Origin of the sequence: Conexibacter sp. SYSU D00693 (genome assembly GCF_017084525.1) — a bacterium.
In the GTDB taxonomy this organism is placed as follows: Bacteria; Actinomycetota; Thermoleophilia; order Solirubrobacterales; family Solirubrobacteraceae; genus Baekduia.
Genome location: NZ_CP070950.1, coordinates 889,949 through 909,338, shown reverse-complemented (window position 1 = coordinate 909,338; position 19,390 = coordinate 889,949). Strand labels below are relative to the sequence as shown.

The 19,390-nt window shown below is 69.9% G+C and carries 11 protein-coding genes and 3 rRNA genes; 12 read left to right on the top strand and 2 right to left on the bottom strand.

Annotated elements, in window-relative coordinates:
- Positions 1 to 220 precede the first annotated feature (220 nt).
- The 7 genes from leuB to JUB12_RS04595 are packed head-to-tail and all read left to right on the top strand — an operon-like array spanning position 221 to position 7,314.
- Complete coding sequence (gene leuB / locus JUB12_RS04625; protein ID WP_205698440.1) at positions 221 to 1,243, top strand: 3-isopropylmalate dehydrogenase; 1,023 nt, start codon at positions 221 to 223, stop codon at positions 1,241 to 1,243.
- 12 nt (positions 1,244 to 1,255) lie between these two features.
- Positions 1,256 to 2,194: a branched-chain amino acid transaminase gene (locus tag JUB12_RS04620; RefSeq protein WP_205698439.1), complete on the top strand. Its 939-nt coding sequence runs from the start codon at positions 1,256 to 1,258 to the stop codon at positions 2,192 to 2,194.
- Positions 2,152 to 3,777: a citramalate synthase gene (gene cimA / locus JUB12_RS04615; protein ID WP_371822282.1), complete on the top strand. Its 1,626-nt coding sequence runs from the start codon at positions 2,152 to 2,154 to the stop codon at positions 3,775 to 3,777. The genes JUB12_RS04620 and cimA overlap by 43 nt, the downstream gene beginning before the upstream one ends.
- Positions 3,774 to 4,889 carry a DegT/DnrJ/EryC1/StrS aminotransferase family protein gene (locus JUB12_RS04610; RefSeq protein WP_205698437.1) on the top strand — a complete coding sequence of 372 codons (1,116 nt, stop codon included), beginning with the start codon at positions 3,774 to 3,776 and terminating at the stop codon, positions 4,887 to 4,889. Before cimA ends, JUB12_RS04610 begins: the two co-directional genes overlap by 4 nt.
- 13 nt (positions 4,890 to 4,902) lie before the next feature.
- On the top strand, positions 4,903 to 5,316 hold the full coding sequence (locus tag JUB12_RS04605) for a hypothetical protein (protein WP_205698436.1): 414 nt from the start codon (positions 4,903 to 4,905) through the stop codon (positions 5,314 to 5,316).
- Between the two features lie 13 nt (positions 5,317 to 5,329).
- Positions 5,330 to 6,688 (top strand): argininosuccinate lyase, encoded by a 1,359-nt coding sequence (argH, locus tag JUB12_RS04600; RefSeq protein ID WP_205698435.1) that lies wholly within the window; start codon positions 5,330 to 5,332, stop codon positions 6,686 to 6,688.
- Complete coding sequence (locus JUB12_RS04595) at positions 6,685 to 7,314, top strand: DNA-3-methyladenine glycosylase (RefSeq protein ID WP_241004415.1); 630 nt, start codon at positions 6,685 to 6,687, stop codon at positions 7,312 to 7,314. Before argH ends, JUB12_RS04595 begins: the two co-directional genes overlap by 4 nt.
- Here JUB12_RS04595 and JUB12_RS04590 read toward each other — a convergent pair.
- Entirely contained in the window at positions 7,311 to 9,665 is a 2,355-nt protein-coding gene (locus JUB12_RS04590; RefSeq protein ID WP_205698434.1) for a transglycosylase domain-containing protein, read from the bottom strand. The genes JUB12_RS04595 and JUB12_RS04590 overlap by 4 nt on opposite strands.
- Before the next feature lie 95 nt (positions 9,666 to 9,760).
- Here JUB12_RS04590 and tyrS point away from each other — a divergent pair, with 95 nt between their 5' ends.
- From tyrS to JUB12_RS04565, 5 genes are all read left to right on the top strand, one after another.
- Positions 9,761 to 10,939 (top strand): tyrosine--tRNA ligase, encoded by a 1,179-nt coding sequence (gene tyrS, locus JUB12_RS04585; RefSeq protein ID WP_205698433.1) that lies wholly within the window; start codon positions 9,761 to 9,763, stop codon positions 10,937 to 10,939.
- Between the two features lie 486 nt (positions 10,940 to 11,425).
- A 16S ribosomal RNA gene (locus tag JUB12_RS04580) occupies positions 11,426 to 12,958 on the top strand.
- Between the two features lie 435 nt (positions 12,959 to 13,393).
- Positions 13,394 to 16,379 (top strand): 23S ribosomal RNA (locus tag JUB12_RS04575).
- A 93-nt stretch (positions 16,380 to 16,472) separates the two neighbouring features.
- Positions 16,473 to 16,589 (top strand): 5S ribosomal RNA (rrf, locus tag JUB12_RS04570).
- Together the 16S, 23S and 5S rRNA genes form the textbook arrangement of a ribosomal RNA operon.
- Before the next feature lie 720 nt (positions 16,590 to 17,309).
- A complete protein-coding gene (locus JUB12_RS04565; RefSeq protein WP_205698432.1) occupies positions 17,310 to 18,272 on the top strand; it encodes a DUF389 domain-containing protein in 963 nt (320 codons plus the stop codon).
- On the opposite strand, the gene JUB12_RS04560 is transcribed toward JUB12_RS04565, so the two are convergent.
- Entirely contained in the window at positions 18,269 to 19,378 is a 1,110-nt protein-coding gene (locus tag JUB12_RS04560) for an isocitrate/isopropylmalate family dehydrogenase (RefSeq protein ID WP_241004414.1), read from the bottom strand. The two genes, JUB12_RS04565 and JUB12_RS04560, sit on opposite strands and share 4 nt — an antisense overlap.
- Positions 19,379 to 19,390 lie beyond the last annotated feature (12 nt).

Sequence of the window (19,390 nt, the reverse complement as noted above, 5' to 3'; positions counted from 1 at the left end):
CCGTGACGCTGAAGTTGACCGCCACATAGGCGGTCAACTCCAGGCTCGCGTGCGGCTGGCCGCGAACGACCCGCGCGGAACGCCACCACCGCCGGCGCCCACTCTCCCTCGGTGCCGAACGACGAGCCCCCCGGACACCGCGACCGCGACGAGCGGCGCGCCGCCGCCGTCAGACGACGACGCCCCCGCCGACGCGCGCCCCATAACCTCCCGCGCCGCCATGCCCAAGATCGTCACGCTCCCCGGGGACGGCATCGGCCCCGAGATCCTCGAGCCGGCCGTCGGCGTCCTCCAGCGGCTGGTCGACGGGGTGGAGGTGGAGGAGCACGTCTTCGGCGGCGCCTCGATCGACGCCCACGGCACCGCGCTGACCGACGAGGTCCTCGACGCCTGCAAGGGCGCCGACGCCGTCCTGCTGGCCGCCGTCGGCGGTCCGAAGTGGGACACGACGGACCCGAACGCGCCGCGGCCCGAGCAGGGGCTGCTCGGCCTGCGCAAGGGGCTCGGGCTGTTCGCGAACCTCCGCCCGGTCCGGCCGGTGCCCGCGCTCCTCGACGCCAGCCCGCTGCGCCGGGACCGCATCGAGGGCACGGACCTCCTCGTCGTGCGCGAGCTCACGGGCGGCATCTACTTCGGCGAGAAGACCCGCACCGCGGACAGCGCGACCGACGTCTGCACGTACTCGCGCGAGGAGGTCACCCGCATCGCCGAGGTCGCCTTCGGCGCGGCCCGGCGCAAGGTCACGAGCGTCGACAAGGCCAACGTCCTGGAGACCAGCCGCCTGTGGCGCGAGGTCGTGGGGGAGGTCGCCCAGGGCAAGGACGTCCCGCTCGAGCACCTGCTCGTCGACAACGCCGCGATGCAGCTGGTCGCCAACCCCAGCGACTTCGACGTCATCCTCACCGAGAACATGTTCGGCGACATCCTCAGCGACGAGGCGGCGATGATCACCGGCTCCATCGGGATGCTGCCGTCCGCCTCGCTGGGCCAGGAGGGCGACCCCGGCCTGTTCGAGCCGGTCCACGGCTCGGCGCCGGACATCGCCGGCCAGGGCATCGCCAACCCGCTGGCGATGTTCCTGTCCACCGCCCTGCTGCTGCGCCACGGACTCGGTCGAGAGGACGAGGCGCGTGCACTAGAGTCCGCGGTGGACAAGGCCCTTGACCAGGGGCTGCGCACCCGGGACCTCGGCGGCACCGCGAGCACCGCCGAGGCGGCGGACGCCGTGCTCGCCGCGCTGTAGGAGGACGCCACGATGGAGCAGGCCGAGCTGATCTGGATGAACGGCGAGTTCGTCCCCTGGGACGAGGCCAAGGTCCACGTCCTCACCCACGGCCTGCACTACGGCACGGGCGTCTTCGAGGGCATCCGCTGCTACGACACGGAGATCGGCCCGGCGGTCTTCCGCCACCAGGACCACGTCGACCGGCTGTTCAAGAGCGCGGAGCTCTACTACATGCCGATCCCGTTCGACCGCGAGCAGCTGCGCCAGGCCACGCTCGAGCTCATCGGCCGCAACGGCATGCGCTCCTGCTACATCCGGCCGCTGGTCTTCCGCGGCTACGGGACGATGGGCCTCTTCCCGCTCGACGCGCCCGTCGACGTCGCCATCGCCGTCTGGGAGTGGGGCGCCTACCTCGGCGAGGAGGGCAAGACGCGCGGCGTGCGCGCGAAGGTCTCCTCCTGGCGGCGCATCAGCCCCGACTCGCTGATCCCGCACGCCAAGGCCAGCGGCCAGTACCTCAACTCGATCCTCGCGAAGATCGAGTCCCACAAGGCCGGCTACGAGGAGGCGATCCTCCTCGACGACAAGGGCTTGGTCTGCGAGGGCACCGGCGAGAACCTCTTCGTCGTGCGCGACGGCGTCATCTCCACGCCGCCCCAGACCGCGTCGATCCTCGACGGCATCAACCGCAAGTCGGCGATCCAGATCGCCCGCGACCTGGGCTTCGAGGTCGTCGAGCGCGACATCGCGCGCGCCGAGCTCTACCTCGCCGACGAGCTGTACTGCACCGGCACCGCCGCCGAGCTCACCCCGATCCGCGAGGTCGACGACCACGCGGTCGGCACCGGCGAGCCCGGCGAGGTCACCCGCGCCGTCCAGCAGGCCTTCGAGGACGCGCTGCACGGCCGCAGCGAGCGCTACCGGGAGTGGCTGGACCCGGTGCCCCAGCGCGTGGAAGCGCAGACGTGAGCCCCGTCGAGCTCTACGACGCGACCCTGCGCGACGGGATGCAGGGCGAGGGCATGTCGCTCACCGCGGCCGAGAAGGTCCGCGTCGCGCACGTCCTCGACGACCTCGGCATCCACCTCGTCGAGGCGGGCTTCCCGGCCTCGAACCCCAAGGAGCTCGAGCTCTTCGAGCTGCTGCGCGGCGAGACGTTCGAGCGCGCGACGATCGTCGCCTTCGGCATGACCCGGCGCCGGGACGTCGCGGCCGCCGACGACCCCGGCCTGCGCGTGCTGGCGGAGTGCTTCGCCCCGGTCACGACCATCGTCGGCAAGACCTGGACGCTGCACCTCGAGAAGGTCGTGCGCGTCTCTCGCGACGAGAACCTCGACCTCATCGGCTCGTCGGTCGAGTTCCTCGCCGGCGCCGGCAAGCGCGTCGTCTACGACGCCGAGCACTTCTTCGACGGCTTCCGCGACGACCCCGACTACAGCGTCGCCTGCCTGCGTGCCGCCGCCCAGGCCGGCGCGGAGCGCGTCGTGCTGTGCGACACCAACGGCTCGTCGCTGCCCCACCAGATCGCCGAGGCGACCCGCACGGTCCGCGCCGCGCTGCCCGACGTCGCCGTCGGGATCCACTGCCACAACGACCTCGAGTGCGGCGTGGCCAACTCGCTGGCCGCGGTCGCCGAGGGCGCGACGCAGGTCCAGGGGACGATGAACGGGATCGGCGAGCGCACCGGCAACGCGAACCTCGTCTCGATCATCGCCGCGCTCCAGGTCAAGCTCGGCCACGAGGTGCTCGAGCCCGCGCGCCTCGCGCGCCTGACCGAGAGCGCCCACGTCGTCGACGAGCTGCTCAACCTCAACCCGGACCCGCACCAGCCGTGGGTCGGGCGCAGCGCCTTCGCCCACAAGGGCGGGCTGCACGTCGCCGGGGTGCGCGCCGACGCCTCGACGTTCGAGCACGCGGACCCCGCCGTCGTCGGCAACCGCCGCGAGCTGCTGGTCTCCGAGCTGGCGGGCCGCCACACCGTCCTCGAGAAGGCCAGCGAAGCCGGGCTGTCGATGGACGAGGCCGCTGCCTCGCGGGTCATCGACCGGGTCAAGGAGCTCGAGCACGAGGGCTTCCAGTTCGAGGCCGCCGACGGCTCCTTCGAGCTGCTGCTGCGCAAGGAGACCGGCGAGTACGAGCCCCTCTTCCGCCTCGAGAGCTGGCGCGCGATCGTCGAGCAGCGCGCCGACGGCAAGGTCGAGACCGAGGCGACGATCAAGATCTGGGTCGACGGCGAGCGCTACGTGCGCACGGCCGAGGGCAACGGCCCGGTCAACGCCCTGGACAAGGCGCTGCGCGGGGCGATCGTCGAGGTGCACCCGCACCTCGAGGCGATCGACCTCGTGAACTACAAGGTGCGCATCCTCGACGAGGCCCACGGGACCGACGCGATCACGCGCGTGTTCATCGACGCCTCCGACGGCAGCGCCGTGTGGGGCTCGACCGGGGTGCACGAGAACGTCATCGCAGCGTCGTGGCAGGCGCTGGTGGACTCGCTGGAGTTCGCCGAGCAGCCCGGCCGGGTGCGCGCCGGGCGCACGACGCCCGCGTGATCGACCTCGCCAAGCCGGTCATCGGCCCCGAGGAGGAGGCCGCGGTCCTCGAGGTCCTGCGCTCGGGCCAGCTCTCGCTCGGGCCGACCGGCCCCGCCTTCGAGCGGCGCTTCGCCGGTCGCCTCGGCGTGGCCCACGCGTGCGCGGTCTCCTCGGGCACGGCGGGCCTGCACCTCGCGCTGCGCGCCGTCGGCGTGCAGGCCGGCGACGAGGTCGTCACCTCGCCGTTCTCGTTCGTGGCCAGCGCCAACGCCCCGCTGTTCGAGGGCGCGCGGCCGGTCTTCGCCGACATCGACCCGCGCACGCTGAACCTCGACCCTGAGGCGGCGCGGGCGGCGGTGACCGAGCGCACGACGGCCGTCCTGCCGGTCCACATCTTCGGCTTCCCCGCCGACCTGCCCGCCTTCGAGGCCTTCGGGCTGCCGATCGTCGAGGACGCGTGCGAGGCGCTGGGGGCGGTGCACGCCGACGGCACCCCGGTCGGCGGCCGCGGCCACCCGGCGGTCTTCGGCTTCTACGCCAACAAGCAGATGACCACCGGCGAGGGCGGGATGGTCGCGCTGGCCGACGACGCGCAGGCCGAGCGGATGCGCTCGGAGCGCAACCAGGGCCGTGCCCCGGACATGGGGTGGCTGGACCACGACCGCCTGGGCTTCAACTACCGCCTGACCGACCTCCAGGCGGCGATCGGCCTCGTCCAGCTGGACCGCCTCGACGGCATGCTCGCCGACCGCGCCCGGGTCGCCGGGTGGTACCGCGAGGCGCTCGCGGACCTCGCGGCCCAGCGCCCGCTCGGCCTGCCGTGCGAGGACGCCGGTGGCGACCGCCGCGGCTGGTTCGTCTTCGTCGTCCAGGTCCCGCCGGACGGCCCGCCGCGCGACACGGTCATCGAGCGCCTGCGCGAGCAGGGCGTCGGCTGCAAGCCCTACCTGCCGGCGATCCACCTCATGAGCTCCTACCGTGAGCGCTTCGGCCACCGCGAGGGCGAGTTCCCGGTGTGCGAGGACGTCGCGGCCCGGTCCGTGGCCCTTCCGTTCCACCCGGCCTTGCGCCAGGATGAGGTGGGCCGGGTAGCGGAGGCGCTGACCGCCGCACTCGACGGACCCATCTAGCCCGACCGCCGCCATGGACCTCGACCGGCTCGCCGCCCGCCGCGAGGCGCACGACCGCCAGCGGCGCAGCCTGCGCCGCGAGCAGGAGCTGCGGGCGCGCCGGCGGGCGCAGCGCGTCGGCCTCGTCGGGTTCCTCGCCGCGGCCGCCCTGCCGGTGGTCCTCTGGCACCACGTCATCGCGATGATCGCGTCGGAGTTCGAGCTCGAGTGGCGCTACCTGCTGACCGGCTGGACGCCGTGGGCGCTCATGGCGCTCGGCATGCTGTGCTTCGTCCGGGTCTGGATGCTCGACCGCCGTGCCCGCGGCAGCCGCTTCCACGTCGTGGGCGGCGGAGCGTGGTTCGGCTGGGGCGTGACGCTGTACCTGCTCGGCTTCGCGCTGGCCACGCAGGTGGCGCAGATCGCGACGTCGCTGCACGGCGCGTAGGCTCCGCGGCCGCATGAGCCGCTTCGCCGAGCCGCAGGACCCGGTCTTCCGGGAGCTCAACACGTCGCTGGGCTTCGACCGCCGCCTCTGGCGGGAGGACCTCGACCAGTCGCGCGCCCACGCGACGATGCTCGCCGCCCGCGGGATCATCGCCGAGGGCGAGCGCGACGAGCTGCTGCGCGGCCTCGACGCGGTGGCCGCCGAGCTCGAAGGGGGGACCTTCCCGTTCGCGCCCGACGACGAGGACGTCCACATGGCCGTCGAGCGCCGGCTCACCGAGCTCGTCGGCGCGGTCGGCGGCAAGCTCCACACCGCCCGCTCGCGCAACGACCAGGTCGCCACGGACGTCGCGCTGTGGACCCGCGGCGCCGTCGACCGCGCGCTGGGCCACCTGCGCGACCTGCAGCACGCGCTCGTCGACGCCGCCGAGCGCCATCTCGACTGGCCGCTGCCGGGCTACACCCACCTCCAGCGCGCGCAGCCGGTCTACCTCTCCCACCACCTGCTCGCCTACTTCTGGATGCTCGAGCGCGATCGCACCCGCCTGGAGGCGGTGCGGGCCGCCACCGAGGTCCTGCCGCTGGGCGCCGGCGCGCTGGCGGGCACGAACTTCGACATCGACCGGCGGATGGTCGCCGAGCAGCTCGGCTTCAGCACCGTGGCGCCGAACTCCATCGACGCCGTCGCCAACCGCGACTTCGTCGTCGACTTCATCAGCGCGGCCGCGACGTGCGCGACCCACTTGTCCCGCCTGGGCGCCGAGGTCGTGCTCTGGGCCTCGAGCGAGTTCGGCTTCCTGGTCCTGCCCGACGCGTGGTCCTCGGGCTCGTCGATCATGCCCCAGAAGAAGAACCCCGACGCCGCGGAGCTCCTGCGGGCGAAGGCCCCGCGGATCGCCGGCCACCTGACGGCGCTGCTCGGGGTGCAGCACGCGCTGCCGCTGACCTACAACAAGGACCTCCAGGAGGACAAGGAGCACCTGTTCGACGCGGCCGACACGCTCGAGCTCGTCCTGCAGGCCGCCACCGGGATGGTGGCCGGCGCGCGCTTCGACCGTGAGCGGATGGCCGCCGCGGCCTCCGACGACCTCATCGCCGCGACCGACGTCGCCGACCACCTCGTGAAGCTCGGCGTCCCGTTCCGCGAGTGCCACGGCGTGGTCGCCGGCCTCGTGCGCACGGCGGTGGAGTCCGGCCGCGGCCTGGGCGACCTGCGCGACGACGAGCTGCGCGCGGCGCACCCGAAGCTCGAGCCCGCCGACGTGCGCGGGCTGCTCGTGCAGTCGTCGTGGCTGGAGTCCAAGGCCAGCGAGGGCGGCACGGCCCTGGCCCGCGTGCGCGAGCAGCTCGAGCAGGCCCGCGCGCTGCTGTGAGCGGGGACGGGCGGGAGGTCCTGCCGCCCGCGTTCTACGACCGCCCCGTCGTCGAGGTCGCCCGGGAGCTCGTCGGCTGCCTGCTGGTGTGCGGCGACACCTCGGGTGTCGTGGTCGAGACCGAGGCCTACCACGAGTCCGAGCCGGCCTGCCACGCCTACGTCGGCAAGACCGCCCGCACGTCCGTGCTGTTCGGCCCGCCCGGCACGGCCTACGTGTACCGCTCCTACGGCATCCACGCCCTGGTCAACGCGGTGTGCGAGGCCGAGGAGGTCGGCGCCGCGGTGCTCATCCGCGCGCTGGAGCCGGTCGACGGCATCGGGCTGATGCAGGAGCGCCGCGGCCTCGAGCGCCTCGAGGACCTCTGCTCCGGGCCGGGCAAGCTCACACAGGCGCTGGGCTTCGACCTCGAGGCCAACGCCACGTCGCTCGCCGACGGGCCGGTGCGGCTCCTCGGCCGCGACCCGGACGCCCCCGCTCCGGCGCTCCTGGCCGGGACGCGCATCGGGATCACGAAGGGCGTCGAGCTGCCCTGGCGCTTCTGCGCGGCCGGCAGCCGGCACGTCTCGCGGCCGTGGCCGCCCGGCCTGCGCGAGACCGTGGCGCGCCGCCGCACGGCCTCCTAGCCCGGCGGGGTGGCGCCGCCCGCGGCGGCGCCCGTCCCGCCGGTGCCGCCGTCGCCCGTCCCGCCCGGCGTGGGCGTCGCCGGGGCCGGCGTGGCCGGCGTCTCGGGCTGCGGGGCTGGCTGCTCGGGCATGGCCGGGGCCTCGGGCTGCGGCGCCTGCTGCGAGCGCGGCTGGGACGGGCTCGACCCGCCCGTCCCCCCGGTGCCGCCGCTGCCGCCGCCGTCCGTGGCGGGGCTGTCAGGCGCCTCGCTGTCGGGCACGTCCTCGCTGGACGGCGCTGCCGGCGCCGGCACGGGCGTCGTGGTCGTCGTCGGCTTGGGCGGCAGGCCGCGCTCCTTGCGCCGCTCGGCCTCGCGCTCCTCGTAGATGCGCTTGGCGGCCACGGCGAGGTCGTGCCAGATGAGCGCGGGGAACGTGCCGCCCGTGACCTCCTGGCCGCCGAACTCGCTCTCCATCGGCTTGAGCGTGTCGGGGTAGCCGACCCAGACGGCGATGGTGAAGCGCTCGGTGAAGCCCACGAACCAGGCGTCGCCGTTGTTCTCGGTCGTCCCGGTCTTGCCGGCGGCGAACCCGCCGTAGGCCGCGCGCTTGGCGGTGCCGAACTTCACCGGCCCCTGCAGGAGCTGCGTCGCCAGCTGCGCGGTGCCCTCGCCGAGGACGCGGTCCTTGCGCACCCGGTTGCGGCGCACGTCGGGGAACCTGCCGTTGCCGTCGGTGTCGACGTTGCGCTCGACCTTCTTGATGCCGACGGGACCCTCCTCGCCCGAGCCCAGCGTGCCGGAGATGCGCAGGCCGCCGGTGGCGAAGGTCTCGTAGGCGTGGGCCATGTCCAGCGGCGTGACGCCCTCGCGCAGGCCACCGAGCGTCATCGCGAGGTTGTCGGACACCGGCGTGCGGATGCCCATGCGCTCGGCGAGCCGGGCGACCTTCTTCGTGCCGACCTTGATGCCGGCCGCGGCGAAGACCGCGTTGTCGGAGGTCGTCAGGCCGCCCGCGAGGGTCTGGGACCCGCTGTAGTTGTCGTCGAAGTTGTTGACGACGAACTTCTCGCCGGGGGAGTTCGGGACCTTGAACTCGCGCTTGCGCGACGGCCAGACCGAGCCGGGCCCGTAGCCCTGGCGCAGCGCCTCGGCGAGGATGAAGGGCTTGAAGGCCGACCCGGGCTGGCGCTGGCCCTGGGTGGCGAGGTTGAAGGGGCGCTCGTCGTAGTCGTGCCCGCCGACCATCGCGCGGACCTCGCCCGTGCGGTTGTCGATGGCGACGACCGACGCGGTCGGTCCGCCCTGCCACGAGAGGTAGCGGTTGACGGCCGCCTCGGCGGCGCGCTGCATCTCGAGGTCGAGCGTCGTCGTGATGCGCAGCCCGCCCTCGAAGGCCTGGCGCGCGCCGAGGTGGTCGACGAGCTGCTGGCGCACCCACGAGACGAAGTAGGGCACGCCCTTGACGTCCTGCACGTCGTAGCGCAGCCGCGGCGGCGCGACCTGGTCGCGGTCGGGCAGCGGGGCGAGGACCGCCTCGTCGTACTGCTGGCGGGTGATGCGGCGCTGGTCGAGCATGTAGCGCAGCACGAGGTCGCGCCGGCGCTTGGCCGCCTGCGGGTGGGCGACGGGGTCGTAGCCGCTGGGCGACTGGATGATCCCCGCGAGCAGCGCGGCCTCGGCGGGCTCGAGCTCGGTGACGCAGCGCCGCCGCGCGACGCCGCAGCCCTCGTGCTCGGGGCGCCGGCCGAAGTACGTCTGGGCGGCCGACTCGATGCCGTAGGCGCCGTTGCCGAAGTAGACCGCGTTGAGGTACTCCTCGAGGATCTTCTCCTTCGACCACTTGCGGGTCATGTGGTACGCGAGCGCCGCCTCGCGCACCTTGTTGACCACGGTGCGGTCCTCCTGGTCCTCGAGCGCGACCTTGATGAACTGCTGCGGGATGGTCGAGGCGCCCTGGCGCTGGCCGCCGGTGAGGCCCTGGACGAAGGCGCGGGCGATGCCGCGCACGTCGACCCCGGAGTTCTCGTAGAAGCGGCGGTCCTCGATCGCGATGACCGCGAAGCGCACGAGCGGCGGGATCTCCCGCGCGCGCACGATGATGCGCCCGTCGTTGGAGGTGAGCGTCGCGAGCTTCGTGCCGTGCGCGTCGAGGAGGATCGAGTTCTTGCGCTTCTCGACCTGCGGGATCGCCTCGAGCTCGGGCAGGTCGGAGGCGACCGCCATCATCATCCCGAAGACCGTGGAGATCCCGGCCAGGACCATGACCGGGATGAGCACCGCCAGCAGCCGCAGCTTCTTCAGGCGCGGGCGACCGCCCGGCGCGGCGCCGGGCAGGGGCAGTGGCGTGACGTTGTGACCGGAGTCGCTCACAGTCGAGGCGCGCCCCGGGAAGGGGGTCGGGGGGACGGCGCGAGCCACGGCGGCAACAGGGCCCGCGCGCGAGGCAACCCTATCATCGCCCCGCGATGCCTCCGGCCGCCGACGACGCCCGCCACCTGCTGCGCAACGCGCACGAGTCCCTGCCGGAGGGCGGCCTCCAGCGCAAGCTCGAGCTCGCCGCGAAGGAGGGCCGCCAGCTGCGCGTCAAGCTCGGGCTGGACCCGACGGCGCCCGACATCCACCTCGGCCACTCCGTCGTCCTGCGCAAGCTGCGCGAGTTCCAGGACCTCGGCCACAAGGTCGTCCTCATCGTCGGCGACTACACCGCGCGCGTGGGGGACCCGAGCGGGCGCTCATCCACCCGGCCGGTCCTCTCGCCCGAGGACATCGACGCCAACGCGCGCACGTACTTCGCCCAGGCGCGCACCGTGCTGCGCGACGAGCCCGACCTGCTGGAGGTCCGCCACAACGGCGAGTGGCTCGACATGCCCGCCGAGGACCTCTTCCGCCTCGCGCGCGTGGCCACCGTGGCGCAGGTCCTCGAGCGCGACGACTTCGCCAAGCGCTTCAAGGCGGGCCAGCCCATCTCGGTGCTGGAGACGCTGTACCCGCTGCTGCAGGGCTACGACTCCGTGGCGATCCGCTCCGACGTCGAGCTGGGCGGCACCGACCAGACCTTCAACCTGCTCCTGGGCCGCGACGTCCAGCGCGCCTACGGGATGGACGAGCAGGTCGTGCTCACCATGCCGATCCTGCCGGGCATCGACGGCACCGAGAAGATGTCCAAGTCGCTGGGCAACCACGTCGGCATCACCGAGCCCCCCGGCGAGGTGTTCGGCAAGACGATGCGCCTGCCCGACACGGCGATGGACCAGTGGTTCGCCCTGCTGGCCGTCGACGACCCCGGTCCAGACGCGCACGCGCGCGACCGCAAGCGCGCGCTCGCGCGGGCGATCGTGGACCGGCTGCACGGCGACGGCGCCGGCGCGGCGGCCGAGGCGGAGTTCGAGAAGGTCTTCGTCGCGCGCGACGTCCCGGACGAGATCGACGAGCTGGCCTTCTCCGGCGAGGTCGTGCACCTGCCGGCCCTCGTGGCCGAGGGGTTCGGACGCTCGCGCTCGGAGGCGCGGCGCCTCGTGCAGCAGGGCGGGGTGAAGGTGGACGGCGAGGCGGTGGCCGAGCTGGACGTCCCGGCCGACGCCCTGGACGGCCGGGTGCTGCAGGTCGGCAAGCGCCACTTCCGCAGGCTGCGCCGCGCCGCCTGAGCGCCACTGACTGTCCGTCAGTGGACGGGTGGTCCAGGGAAGCGGCCCCCTCGCCGATGAGTGTGTACACTGCCGCTCCGCGCGGCGGTCAAGCCCCTCCGGGGGCCGCCGGGCCGGAGGTCCGACAAGGACACACCGGAACCGCGCGTCGGGCGCTATACTGCCCGGTCCGCCCCTCAGACCGGCCTCACGGCCGCGACGGGGGAGCGTCCTCCGAAGGAGACCCCTTCCCGGACAGGGCGCGACGGTCTTTGAAAACTCAACAGCATGCGCACCACTCCGACTGGCCGGGATCCGTCCGGGCCGACAGGAGAGGTGTCCAGGTTTCGATCGCTGGCCCCTCGGGGTCGGCGACAACAAGCTAGTAACCGTCATGACTGAGGTCGCTCCGGTGTATGGGGCGCCTCACATGGTCACGACAAGCTCTTCCGCTCTGTGGGCTCACGCCCGCGGAGCACTCGCCGGCCACGTTCGCGTGGCAGGCACTTCACGGAGAGTTTGATCCTGGCTCAGGACGAACGCTGGCGGCGTGCCTAACACATGCAAGTGGAGCGACGAACCCGGCTTCGGCCGGGGGCAAAGCCGCGAACGGGTGAGTAACACGTGGGTCACCTGCCTCGATGACCGGGACAACCCGTCGAAAGACGGGCTAATACCGGATGTGCCCGCAAGGGGAAAGGAAGCTTCGGCCTCCGCATCGGGATGGGCCCGCGGCGCATTAGCTAGTTGGTGGGGTAACGGCCTACCAAGGCGACGATGCGTAGCTGGTCTGAGAGGACGATCAGCCACACTGGGACTGAGACACGGCCCAGACTCCTACGGGAGGCAGCAGTGGGGAATCTTGCGCAATGCGCGAAAGCGTGACGCAGCAACGCCGCGTGTGGGAAGACGGCCTTCGGGTTGTAAACCACTTTCAGTTGGGACGAAGGTTCAGTCGTTAACAGCGGCTTGGACTGACGGTACCTTCACAAGAAGCCCCGGCTAACTACGTGCCAGCAGCCGCGGTAATACGTAGGGGGCGAGCGTTGTCCGGAATCATTGGGCGTAAAGCGCGTGTAGGCGGCTCGGTAAGTCCGCTCTGAAAGTCCAGGGCTCAACCCTGGGATGCGGGTGGATACTGCCGGGCTCGAGTCCGGAAGAGGCGAGTGGAATTCCTGGTGTAGCGGTGAAATGCGCAGATATCAGGAGGAACACCGATGGCGAAGGCAGCTCGCTGGGACGTGACTGACGCTGAGACGCGAAAGCGTGGGGAGCAAACAGGATTAGATACCCTGGTAGTCCACGCCGTAAACGATGGGCACTAGGTGTGGGAGGTGTCGACTCCTCCCGTGCCGAAGCTAACGCATTAAGTGCCCCGCCTGGGGAGTACGGCCGCAAGGCTAAAACTCAAAGGAATTGACGGGGGCCCGCACAAGCAGCGGAGCATGTGGTTTAATTCGACGCAACGCGAAGAACCTTACCTGGGCTTGACATGTACCTGACCGCCCTGGAAACAGGGCTTCCCTTCGGGGCAGGTTCACAGGTGGTGCATGGCTGTCGTCAGCTCGTGTCGTGAGATGTTGGGTTAAGTCCCGCAACGAGCGCAACCCCCGTCGCATGTTGCCAGCATTAAGTTGGGGACTCATGCGAGACTGCCGGTGACAAACCGGAGGAAGGTGGGGATGACGTCAAGTCATCATGCCCCTTATGTCCAGGGCTACACACGTGCTACATTGGCGCGTACAGAGGGCTGCGATACCGCGAGGTGGAGCGAATCCCTCAAAGCGCGTCTCGGTTCGGATTGCAGGCTGAAACCCGCCTGCATGAAGGTGGAGTTGCTAGTAATCGCGGATCAGCATTGCCGCGGTGAATACGTTCCCGGGCCTTGTACACACCGCCCGTCACACCACGGGAGTGAGCAACACCCGAAGCCGGTGGCCTAACCCGCAAGGGAGGGAGCCGTCGAAGGTGGGGCTCGTGACTGGGGTGAAGTCGTAACAAGGTAGCCGTACCGGAAGGTGCGGCTGGATCACCTCCTTTCTAGGGAGCCCTCGCTACAGAGGGCACGTCAGGCACGGCTCGTGCCGGCACCGTCCGCCTGGACCTCCGGGTCCCGCGGCCGGCCGCACGGCGCGCCACCGACCTGACGGCTAGAACGTCGACCGAAACCTGCCGTGCCAGCCGGAGCTCGCCAATGCGAGCTCCCACGGAGCCTCACGCTCCGTGCCCCATCTCGGGGAGCTCGAGCGCGGTGCATGCTGTTGAGCTTTGAGAGACCGGCACCCCGTGAGTCCCACGGGCGCCCTCTCGACGGTCCTTGAGAACTGCACAGCAGCCACATCAGATCCAGGCGTACAACCGATAGCGCCTGGATCAACGCGTCTGACCTCTCTCTTACGGGTCAGACGCGCGGGTATCACCGAGCACTCGCGGAAGCCGGCCCTCGGGCCGGTCTCCTTTGGGTGTTCAGATCACCGTCAAGATAGTAAGGGCACATGGTGGATGCCTTGGCACCTAGAGCCGATGAAGGACGTGGACGACTGCGAAAAGCCACGGTGAGGCGTTGAACAGCCTTTGACCCGTGGATCTCCGAATGGGGAAACCCGGCGCCGGTAATGCGGCGTCTCCGCCGGCTGAACACATAGGCCGTGCGGCGGCAAGCGGGGGAAGTGAAACATCTCAGTACCCCGAGGAAAGTAAATCAACCGAGACTCCCTGAGTAGTGGCGAGCGAAAAGGGATCAGCCCAAACCAGGTACGTGCAAGCGGTCAGGCGTTGCGTGTCTGGGGTTGTAGGGCTCGTGCCCAGGAGCTGACTCTCCTGGCAGCAGTTACAAAGTGGCTGGGTAGGCGAAGCGCGTGGAACCGCGCACCACAGAGGGCAACCGTCCCGTAGCCGAAACCCCGTCACCTGCTGATCGAGTTCCTGAGTAGGTCCGCACCCGTGAAACGCGGACTGAACCTGCGGGGACCACCCTGCAAGGCTAAGTACTCCTAGGTGACCGATAGCGGACTAGTACCGTGAGGGAAAGGTGAAAAGTACCCCGGAAGGGGAGTGAAATAGTACCTGAAACCGTGTGCCTACAAGCGGTGGGAGCAGACTTGTTCTGTGACCGCGTGCTTTTTGCATAACGAGCCGGCGAGTTACTCGTCTGCGGCAAGGTTAAGCGATGAGCGGAGCCGAAGCGAAAGCGAGTCCTAACAGGGCGCATAGTCGTAGGCGGTAGACCCGAAACTGAGCGAGCTACCCATGGGCAGGCTGAAGCGGGGGTAAGACCTCGTGGAGGGCCGAACCGACCTAGGTTGAAAACTGGGCGGATGACCTGTGGGTCGGAGTGAAAGGCTAATCAAGCTCAGTGATATCTGGTTCTCTCCGAAATATATTTAGGTATAGCCTCGGATCAATTGCATCACGGCCGTAGAGCACTGTTTGGACGCGGGGCCCTACCAGGTTACCAACTTCAGGCAAACTCCGAAGACCGTGATGTCTACTCCGGGAGTCAGTTGCTGGGGGATAAACTTCAGCGTCAAAAGGGAAACAGCCCAGACCGCCAGCTAAGGTCCCTAAGTACGTGCTAAGTGGCAAACGATGTCCGAGTGCATAGACAACCAGGAGGTTGGCTTAGAGGCAGCCATCCTTGAAAGAGTGCGTAACAGCTCACTGGTCAAGTGTTCGGGCGCGGATAATGTAACGGGGCTCAAGCACGTCACCGAAGCTGCGGGTGCATCCTCTGGATGCGCGGTAGGAGAGCGTTCCCTCGCCCGTGAAGCGGCGGCGAAAGCCAGCCGTGGAGGCGTGGGAAGTGAGAATGCCGGCATGAGTAACGAAAGAGGGGTGAGAATCCCCTCCACCGATTGTCCAAGGATTCCTGAGCAACGTTCGTCGGCTCAGGGTTAGTCGGGACCTAAGGCGAGGCCGAAAGGCGTAGTCGATGGACAACAGGTTGATATTCCTGTACCACGTCGCAGTCGCTTGACCGACGGGGGGACGGGGAAGGCTACGGGATCCCAGGCGATGGTCGCCCTGGGGTAAGCGTGTAGGGGAGCTCCTAGGCAAATCCGGGACCTCATAACCTGAGACGCGATGCCAGCTGGCTCATGAGCCGGCGAGTCCCTTACGCCATGCCCCCTAGAAAAGCCCCTAGGGAGACTGCACGTGCCCGTACCAAAACCGACACAGGTGGACAAGTAGAGAATACTAAGGTGATCGAGATAACCCTCGTTAAGGAACTCGGCAAAATGGCTCCGTAACTTCGGGATAAGGAGCGCCCCAGTAGGGTGAAGCGCCTGCGCGTGGAGCCCGAGGGGGCCGCAGTGACTAGGCCCAAGCGACTGTTTACCAAAAACACAGGTCTCTGCTAAGTCGCAAGACGACGTATAGGGGCTGACGCCTGCCCGGTGCCGGAAGGTTACGTGGAGGTGTTAGGCGCAAGCCGAAGCACCGAAGCTAAGCCCCGGTAAACGGCGGCCGTAACTATAACGGTCCTAAGGTAGCGAAATTCCTTGTCGGGTAAGTTCCGACCTGCACGAATGGCGTAACGACTTGGGCGCTGTCTCAACGAGGGGCTCGGTGAAATTGCAGTCTCGGTGAAGATGCCGAGTACCCGCGGCTAGACGGAAAGACCCCGTGAACCTTTACTACAACCTGGTATTGGTGTTCGGTGCATCTCGCTCAGGATAGGTGGGAGGCTTTGAAGCACACCCTGCGGGGTGTGTGGAGCCAACCTTGAGATACCACCCTTGGTGTATTGGACATCTAACTCCGCGCCGTCATCCGGGCGGAGAACAGTGCCAGGCGGGTAGTTTGACTGGGGCGGTCGCCTCCCAAAATGTAACGGAGGCGCGCAAAGGTTCCCTCAGTACGGTTGGAAATCGTACGCAGAGTGCAAAGGCAGCAAGGGAGCTTGACTGCGAGACCGACAGGTCGAGCAGGTGCGAAAGCAGGCCTTAGTGATCCGGCGGTAGCAAGTGGAAGTGCCGTCGCTCAACGGATAAAAGGTACTCCGGGGATAACAGGCTTATCGGGCCCAAGAGTCCACATCGACGGCCCGGTTTGGCACCTCGATGTCGGCTCGTCGCATCCTGGGGCTGAAGTAGGTCCCAAGGGTTGGGCTGTTCGCCCATTAAAGCGGTACGCGAGCTGGGTTCAGAACGTCGTGAGACAGTTCGGTCCCTATCTGCCGTGGGCGTTGGAGAGTTGAGAGGATTTGTCCCTAGTACGAGAGGACCGGGATGAACGCACCTCTGGTGTATCTGTTGTCCTGCCAAGGGCATAGCAGGTTAGCTACGTGCGGATCGGATAACCGCTGAAGGCATCTAAGCGGGAAGCCGGCCTCGAGATGAGCTCTCCCATCCCCTTGAGGGAGTAAGAGCCCTGGAAGACCACCAGGTTGATAGGCCGGATCTGGAAGCGCGGTGACGCGTGAAGGAGACCGGTACTAATGGCTCGAGGGCTTGACGGATTTTTTACTGCTCCCTGCGTGTGCAACGCAGGTGGGTGATGCCCGGTGTGGCGCTGTGCGGTTCTGAGGGGCCGTCGGGAGCTCTCGCGAGTTTCCGGTGGCTTTGGCGGGAGGGAAACACCTCTTCCCATTCCGAACAGAGCAGTTAAGCCTCCCAGCGCCGATGGTACTTGGCCCGCAAGGGCCCGGGAGAGTAGGTCGCCGCCGGTCTAGTGTCACGGGCCGTCCCTCCGGGGGCGGCCCGTCGTCGTTCTCCGGCGGTGCGCGGGCCGGCTGACCGTCCACCGCGCGGCAGGTGCCTGGCACGTTCCGCGCGGGGACGCGGGGGGTGCCCGGCAGGTTGAGCACAGCCCTGGCGGAGCGTGCCAGGGGCATTGCCCGCAGACGCGCCGCGGGCGGCCCTGGGGCCGCCCGCTCGCTTGCGTCGTCTCCGTCTGTCCGTGCGGGCGCCGGCCTCCCAGCCGCGGCGCCCGCGGCTCAGCGCGTGCTGAGGTGTCGGGGCCTGCGCGCCGCGCGCTCGACGAGCGGGGCGCCGCAGTCCTGGTCCCGCGCGGGCACCGTGCCCGGGCGGCGAGCCGGACGGCTCGGGCGCAGCGGGACGCGGTGCGGATGCGGATCGTCGTCGTGGTCGTCGGGGACAGCAGCGAGGCGGTCCAGCTCGGGGTCCTCGAGGGTCGCGAAGGCGACGACCAGGTCAACGGCGCGCCGGACGGACTGGCGCCAGGAGGGGCGCTCTGCCGGCCGGGGATCGGGGACAGGGGAGAACATGTGTTCGCCATGGTGCTGGGGCTGGCGGACGGAACCGGCCACCGGACGCCTGTCCCGGAGGATTTGGCTTGTCCATGCGGAATCTGGGCCACAGGACTGCAACGGATCTTGCGGTTGACCTCGCAAGGAGCGGGAATCGGCGCCCCGTCTAGGCTGCCCGGCGTGCTCCACCTGCGCATCGTCGCCCCCTCCGACGTGGCCGATCGCGTCCTCGGGCTGCTGGAGCGCACCGACTCCGTGGTCAACGTCGTGCGCCTGCGCGATGCGGCCAGCAAGCCCGACGGGGACCTGCTGCTGTGCGACGTGGCGCGCGAGGACGCGAGCGTCGTGCTAAGCGACCTGCGCGCCCTCGACGTGCACCGGTGTGGCTCGATCGCCGTCGAGGAGGTCACGACCGCGATCTCCGACGCCCACGACCGGGCCGAGCAGGCGGCCAAGGGCGCGCCGTCGGACGCCGTGGTCTGGGAGCAGGTGCAGGAGCGCACGTCCGAGGAGTCCTCGCTGTCGGGGACCTTCCTGGCGTTCATGGTCCTCGCCATGCTCATCGCCGCCGTGGGGATCTTCCTCGACTCGGAGATCCTCGTGGTGGGCGCGATGGTGGTGGGGCCCGAGTTCGGCCCCATCGCCGGCCTGTGCGTGGCGCTCGTCTCGCTGCGCGGGCGGCTGTCGCTGCGCTCGGCCGCGGCGCTGCTGGTCGGCTTCCCGCTCGGGGTGGGCCTGACGCTGCTCACCGCCCTGGCGTTCAAGGCGACCGGCGTGACGCCCGACACGTTCACCCGCGAGGACCACGGCCTCTCGACGTCGATCGCCAACCCGGACTTCCTGGCGTTCTTCGTCGCCTTCTGCGCCGGTGCCGCGGGGATGCTCTCCCTGAGCACCGCGAAGTCGGGTGCGCTGATCGGGGTCCTCATCTCCGTGACGACGATCCCCGCGGCCGCCAACGTCGCCGTCGCCACCGCCTACGGCGACTGGGACTCGGCGAGCGGCTCGCTGCAGCAGCTCGGCCTGAACGTCGCGGGCATCGTGCTCGCCGGCGTCCTCACCCTCTGGCTGCAGCGGCTGTCCTACCTGCGCCGGCGGGCGTCGCACCGCGCGGCGCTGCGCGGCGACGCCCCGGCGCCCTAGGCGGCGGTGCCCAGCGACGCCCAGACCTCGATCTTCGTGCGCACGCGCTGGACCACGTCGGAGGTGAACTCCGTCGTGGAGGCGTGGCCGCCGAGGTCCGGCGTGCGCACGCCCGCGGCGGCGGCCTCGAGGACCGACTCGTAGATGGCGCGCGAGGCGCGCGACGCGCCCTCGTACCCCGCCACGCCGGCGTAGTGCAGGACGGCCGCGCAGGAGAGGATCATCGCCATCGGGTTGGCGACGTCCTTGCCCTGGAGCGTCGGGGCGGTGCCGTGCGGCGCCTCGGCCATCGCCACGCGCGTCGTGTACTCGTCGTCGAAGGCCAGGAGGACCGACTCGGCGCCGGCGATCGACCCGAACATCGGCATGACGAGGTCGCTCAGGCAGTCCCCGTCGCGGTTGAGCGCGGGGATCACCAGCGGCGTCTCGGTCGCGCCCGTAATGAGGCCGGCGTACGTCGCGTCGATGAGCATCGGGCGGTAGGTCACGTCCGGGTGGCGCTGCGCCGCCGCGTCCATCTCCTCCTTGAGCATCCCCTCGTAGACCGGGGAGACCGTCCACTTGGGCCCGCCGTAGACCTTGCCGCCGATCTCCTTGGCCTGGCGGAAGGCGTACTCGGCCACCGCGCGGCAGGTCGAGCGCGTGATGCGCTCGGTGCGGAACGCGACCTCGTCGGGTGCGCCCTCGGTGCCCTCGCGCCACTGCTCGGCGCCGTAGGCGTCCTCGACGGCCATGCGCACGACGGAGATCGGGTGGAACGTCCCGCCCAGCGGCGTGATCCCCGGGATCCGCCGGCCCGTGCGGACGATGACCTTGCCGTCGACCTCCTCGCGCAGGATCCGGTTGGGGGAGCCGACGTCGTCCTTGCCCTCGGGCGTGACGGTCGCCGCCTTGATGCCGAACCCGGACTCGCGCATCGCGCGCGCCGCCTCGTGGACGACCTCGTTGCCGGTCTCCCGCCGCCTGGCGAGCGACAGGTCGTAGGTGTCGAGCGTCAGCTCCATGGCCACGACGTCGGGCGCCAGCACGCGGAGGCTCTGCTCGAGCAGCTCCTGGCCGGTCTCGTCGCCCTCGAGGACGGTGATGCGCAGCGGTCCCTGGGTCACCCGCCCGAGGCT

Coding starts and splice junctions, on each gene's coding strand:
- leuB (WP_205698440.1), top strand. CDS start 221: ATGCCCAAGATCGTCACGCTCCCCGGGGACGGCATCGGCCCCGAGATC.
- JUB12_RS04620 (WP_205698439.1), top strand. CDS start 1,256: ATGGAGCAGGCCGAGCTGATCTGGATGAACGGCGAGTTCGTCCCCTGG.
- JUB12_RS04605 (WP_205698436.1), top strand. CDS start 4,903: ATGGACCTCGACCGGCTCGCCGCCCGCCGCGAGGCGCACGACCGCCAG.
- argH (WP_205698435.1), top strand. CDS start 5,330: ATGAGCCGCTTCGCCGAGCCGCAGGACCCGGTCTTCCGGGAGCTCAAC.
- tyrS (WP_205698433.1), top strand. CDS start 9,761: ATGCCTCCGGCCGCCGACGACGCCCGCCACCTGCTGCGCAACGCGCAC.